Annotated in this window: 7 protein-coding genes; 3 read left to right on the top strand and 4 right to left on the bottom strand. The window is 71.1% G+C overall.

Going from position 1 to position 4,508, the window contains the following annotated elements; all coding sequences use genetic code 11:
- Positions 1-987 (bottom strand): lycopene beta-cyclase CrtY (crtY, locus tag VHK87_RS09585; RefSeq protein WP_329634674.1); only part of this gene is annotated, 987 nt, incomplete at its 3' end.
- Between the two features lie 116 nt (positions 988-1,103).
- On the opposite strand from crtY, the gene VHK87_RS09580 reads away from it, so the two are divergent.
- Positions 1,104-1,742, top strand: a complete 639-nt coding sequence (locus VHK87_RS09580) for a TetR/AcrR family transcriptional regulator (protein WP_329634673.1) — start codon at positions 1,104-1,106, stop codon at positions 1,740-1,742.
- Positions 1,743-1,913: 171 nt separating this feature from the next.
- Here VHK87_RS09580 and VHK87_RS09575 read toward each other — a convergent pair whose 3' ends face one another.
- The 3 genes from VHK87_RS09575 to VHK87_RS09565 all read right to left on the bottom strand — a co-directional run bounded on the left by VHK87_RS09575 (position 1,914) and on the right by VHK87_RS09565 (position 3,147).
- Positions 1,914-2,168, bottom strand: coding sequence for a DUF1150 family protein (locus tag VHK87_RS09575; protein ID WP_329634672.1), 255 nt, complete (start codon positions 2,166-2,168; stop codon positions 1,914-1,916).
- A gap of 43 nt (positions 2,169-2,211) precedes the next feature.
- The gene (locus VHK87_RS09570; RefSeq protein ID WP_329634671.1) at positions 2,212-2,631 is read right to left on the bottom strand and encodes an Hsp20 family protein; all 420 of its coding nucleotides are present in this window, start codon (positions 2,629-2,631) and stop codon (positions 2,212-2,214) included.
- 114 nt (positions 2,632-2,745) lie between these two features.
- A complete protein-coding gene (locus VHK87_RS09565; RefSeq protein WP_329634670.1) occupies positions 2,746-3,147 on the bottom strand; it encodes a copper resistance protein NlpE in 402 nt (133 codons plus the stop codon).
- A 95-nt stretch (positions 3,148-3,242) separates the two neighbouring features.
- Here VHK87_RS09565 and VHK87_RS09560 point away from each other — a divergent pair, with 95 nt between their 5' ends.
- Together VHK87_RS09560 and VHK87_RS09555 are read left to right on the top strand one after the other, a co-directional pair.
- Positions 3,243-4,034 (top strand): DUF2243 domain-containing protein, encoded by a 792-nt coding sequence (locus VHK87_RS09560; protein ID WP_329634669.1) that lies wholly within the window; start codon positions 3,243-3,245, stop codon positions 4,032-4,034.
- A gap of 23 nt (positions 4,035-4,057) precedes the next feature.
- On the top strand, positions 4,058-4,508 hold a 451-nt coding region (locus VHK87_RS09555), incomplete at its 3' end, for a hypothetical protein (protein ID WP_329634668.1).

Raw genomic sequence — 4,508 nt, 5'->3', positions numbered from 1 at the left:
CAGGAACATCATGCGGTTGAGGGCGCGGCTGAAACCGCCGCGGCGCCAGAGGTCGATGGACTCAGCCTTCAGCCGCTCCGCCAAAGCGGCGGTGGTCAACTCCGGCGCCGAGGCCACCAGACCGGCGGTTCGCACCGCTTCAGGGAGGGAGTATCCAGTCGTCGGGTGGAAGAAGGCGCCGCGCAGGCCCACGCAGGCGGTCCCGCCCAGTTCGCGCCAATAGGCCTCGATGTCACCGCCGAGCGCTACCGGAAGCACGCCGCCCTCGCGACGGATGACCTCCGCCACTTGCCAACCCGAGGCCCGAGCATACCGGTCGATCTCGCGCTCCAAGGCGGGCGCGTCGAGCCGGGCCGTGTCGCTGTAGCGGGTGTCCTCGATAAGCAGCCGGTCGGGCCCCAGGGGCAGCAGGTAGAGGAAACGAAACCCGTCCGCCTGACGCACGCCGCCGTCCATGACCACCGGCTCGGCCAGCCCGTGCGGCTGTCGCAGCCGTACCTCGAGGCCGACGAACTTCTGGTAGGCGTACTTCAGCGCTGACGAGGCGCGCGGGCCGCGGGCGTCGATGACCAGGGGCGCGTTGACGCTCAGCCCGTCCTCGCACAGCACCGCCGAGCGGCCGAAGTCGACCACCGCGGCTCCGCGATGCACTCGATCACCGAGTGTCGCCTTCACGGCGCGCCCGAGACTGCGGCTCGATATACAGGCGTAGCGCGTGGTCAGCCGTCGCCGGTGATCCGGAAACACCACCTCGTAGCCGTCCCAGACACGCTCGAAGAGGGGGGTGAGCCAGCGCCACTGCTCCGGTGTGACGTCGGTCTCGAAGAGGCACCACGTGTGGCTATCGTCCGGCCCGGAAAGGCGCTCGAGGATATGGACGGAAAGGTCAGGCCTGAGGTCTGCGAGCTTCAGCGCGATGAGGCTGCTGGCCAGCCCGCCGCCGATCAGCGCGACGTCGGCCTGGACGCTCGCGTCGTGCAGCCGCAAGGGTGCGTTTCCATCCATTCTCTATAGCGTTATAGACAAAGAATTCGCGGGTCCAGTCGTCACATTGCCGAACCGCGGTGCGGCGCTTAGAGCGAGGCGAGGGCGAGGGGACAGCCGTGCCGAGACCAAAGGGCGCACGAGACGCGGACTATGAAATCAAGCGCCGGGCGCTGCTCCGAAAGATGACCGAGCGGATGATGCGCCGCGAGGTGGCGCGTCCGAGCCTTCGCCAGCTGGCCGAGGCGGCTGAAGTCAGCGTTCCGACTCTGCGCCACTACTTCGGCGACCGGGCCGAAGTGGTGGAGGCTATGCTGGACGAGTATCGCCGCCAGGGCGAAGAGCGGCTGAAGTGGGTGGCGGCGCCGCAGGGCGAGTTCGGCACGTCGGTCCGCCAGTTCTGTTATTCGATGATCGCCGGCATGACCGCCCCGTTGCCCGTGCGCCTGGGCGACGTCTTCGCCGTGAGCATCGCCGAAGGGTTGCTCGACAACGAGATCGGTCCGGCGGCCCTGCGCCACGTCGTAGACCCGGCCGTCGACGCCTGCCGGGCGCGCCTTCAGGCGCACATCGACCGCGGCGACATGATCCCCGCCGACACTCGCGCCGCCGCCCTGATGCTGCTGTCGCCGCTTCTGATCGCCGTGCTGCACCAGGACCAGATGCAGGGCGCAACCTGCAACCCGATGGATGTCTACGGCCTCGCGGACCGGGTGAGCGAGGCGTTCGTCCGCGCGTATCGCGCAGACGCGCAGTAGCAGGTCCAGGAGCGCTCAGCAGACCTGACCCGAACCCTCCCGCTCCCGCGGAAGGGCTCGCGTGGGACGCATGCTCCATCGCCTCCTGCGGAGCCCTCGCCTCACAACTTGTCAGGGTCGGCCGCCTCGGGCCCGGCCTCCCGCCGGGGTGGGCGGTTCTCTCTTTCGGCGCTAGTGCACGGACACCGGCGCGAGCTCGTGCGCAAGGGCGGCCGCCATGGCCGATTCCTTGTCGGTCAACACGGCGAGGCGCTCGCCGTCCGCGCGGTGCACGGCGTACAGGGTCTGTTCGGGATCCAGTTCGAAGCCGCGGATCTGGGCGGCGGGAACGCTGGCGATGATCTCGGCCGCCTTGATAGGGCGGACGTAGACCAGGTCGGGCGCACCTAGCGAGGCGAAGGCCTCAGTTGTCAGAACGGGTGTCATAGGACCACCTCCGAAATCTCAACGCTTGCGACAGCCGCCGGGTTCAGCCGGCTGTCCTGATGGGGATCTGCTTCACCAGCCGTTCCGGCTGCGGACGGAAGAGATCGATGTGGAGCAGGCCGTGCTCCAGGAGCGCGCCTTCCACCTCCATGCCGTCCGCCAGGACGAAGGTGCGGATGAAGCCCCGGGCCGCGATGCCGCGGTGCAGATAGGCCTCTTCCGGCCGCCCGCCGCCGTCCCGCTTGCCGGTGACGGTGAGCTGGCGGTCCTCGACGCTCACCTGCAGCTGGTCGGGCGAGAAGCCCGCCACCGCCAGGGTGATGCGAAGACCCGCTTCGCCGCGCGCCTCCACATTGTAGGGGGGATAGCTCTCGGCGGCCGCCTTGGCGGCTCGCTCGATGAGGGCGCGGGTGTGCTCGAAGCCGAGCAGGAAGGGACTGTCGAAGACGATCGACCGGTTCATGCCTAATCCAGAGTCCTCGCTTGAAGCGACTCCCCGGCAGGCCACCCGATGGTCGGCGAAGCCCGCCGGTTGAACATCTAAGTGGTGTTCAAAGGCCCCGGTTTCAATGGGGCGTCAGGGGATGCGGCGCAGGCTCAGATCGGCGGAGGACGGGATCGGCCGCATCTCACTGTCGAGCTTGAGGAGCTCGTCAGGGCCGACGCGCTGGACGTAGTTTCGGCTGTCGGCGCCCAGCTCGAAGACGGTGGCGTCCGGGTCCACCGCGTTGCCGCGCAGGATGTAGTAGACCCCCTCCTCGACGAACGGCGCCTGGCTGCGCTCCAGGTAGGTCTGCTCCAGCCGGTAGCGGTGGCCGGGGGGGCCTTCCAGGGTCAGCCGGGTGCGGATCCCCGGGCAGTCGGCGCAGGGCAGCACGCCTTCGTAGGTTCCCACCTGCGGCGCGCCGGAGTTCGGCGCGGGCGGCGAAGCGCAGGCGGTCAGCGCGAGGGCGACGGCGGCGGGGAGCAGCGACTTCATCGGCGAATCTCCAGCGGCGCGGCGACACTATCATTCGGCGCCCGCCGCAACGGAAGCCCGCCGCGCGCGGTTGACCGGGCGATGGGAGCATGCGGATGGGATCGGCCTCCGGTCGTTGGGCTGCGCTGCTGGGCGTCTCGCTCGGCGGCTTTTTCGACGGGATCCTGCTCCACCAGATCCTGCAGTGGCACCACCTGCTGAGCCTCGTGCCGGGCATGGCCGACATTCGCCTGCAGGTGCTGTGGGACGGCTATTTCCACGCGCTGATGTACGTGCTGGCGGCGCTGGCGCTCTGGGGCCTGTGGCGTGCGCAGCGGCGGGGCGCGGCGGCCGGCGGCGCGAGCCTCGCGGGCGCGCTGCTGGCGGGCTTCGGCCTCTGGCACGTGGTCGACGCGCTGGTCTCCCACTGGGCGCTCGGCATCCATCGGATCCGCGTGGACGTGGACGACCCGCTGGTCTGGGACCTCAGCTGGCTCGTCGTGTTCGGGCTCGTCCCCATGGCGCTGGGCTGGGCGCTGATCCGCCGGGGCCCGCCCCGGGCCGGGCTGAGCGGCTCGGCGTTCAGCCTGCTGCTGGCGCTCGCCGTCGGGCTGGGCGCCTGGGCCATGCGCCCGCCGCCAGACGAGCCCTTCACCGCGGTCGTCTTCCGCGGCGACCTCGCGCCGGACCAGGTGATGCGGGCGCTGGAGGTCGCCGACGCCCGGTTGGTGTCCGCCGACGCGGGGCTGGGCGTCGTGATGGTGGCGGTCGCCCCCGAGGACCGCTGGCGGCTCTATCTGGGCGGGGCGCTGCTGGTGGGCGGGACGGGCCTGCCGGCGGGATGCTTGGGCTGGAGCCGCCCCGCCTCAGGCGCCCACGCAACCGTGGCCCGGGTCGGCCGGTTCTAGCTTGGCTGCGACAGGAGGCCGGCATGAAGCGCGCGCTCGTTCTCGCCATGGTTCTGATGACCGCGCCGGCCGCGGCCGGGTCGGCGCAGGCTCAGGCCCTCGGCGGCGGCCCGATGGCCTCGGCGCCCGCGCCCCGCGGCGATCGTCATGGCGGCGTCGCGCGTCATCACCGGCGCCTGGACCCTATCGCCCGCTGGGAGCGGCGCCTCGAGCAGGCCCGCGCCCGGGGGAACGCCACCGGCCGCGATCCCTGGAGCAGCTACAGCAGCGCCCCGCCCTCGCGCTTCCCCCGCAGCCAGCTGGCGCAGAGCCGCTTGGCGGAAAGCCAGCTGTGGTCGGGCGGCTGCTGGCGGCGCGACTGCGACGAGGGCGTTTTCGCTGGCCCGGCCTATGCGATGTCGAGCGCCGGGCCGCCCGCCGCCGCCGCAGCGCCGCCGGTGACCAGCGCGCCGGCCCCGAGCGCCTTCGCCCCGC

The organism is Phenylobacterium sp., assembly GCF_036263695.1.
Classification (GTDB): domain Bacteria; phylum Pseudomonadota; class Alphaproteobacteria; order Caulobacterales; family Caulobacteraceae; genus Phenylobacterium.
Note: the sequence above shows the minus strand (reverse complement) of the source record. Positions and strands in the feature narration are given on the sequence as shown.

What these genes read in the sequence shown, in the direction of transcription:
- VHK87_RS09565 (WP_329634670.1), bottom strand. Translation starts at nt 3,147, where the DNA reads ATGAAGTCGCTGCTCCCCGCCGCCGTCGCCCTCGCGCTGACCGCCTGC.
- VHK87_RS09570 (WP_329634671.1), bottom strand. Translation starts at nt 2,631, where the DNA reads ATGAACCGGTCGATCGTCTTCGACAGTCCCTTCCTGCTCGGCTTCGAG.
- VHK87_RS09560 (WP_329634669.1), top strand. Translation starts at nt 3,243, where the DNA reads ATGGGATCGGCCTCCGGTCGTTGGGCTGCGCTGCTGGGCGTCTCGCTC.
- VHK87_RS09575 (WP_329634672.1), bottom strand. Translation starts at nt 2,168, where the DNA reads ATGACACCCGTTCTGACAACTGAGGCCTTCGCCTCGCTAGGTGCGCCC.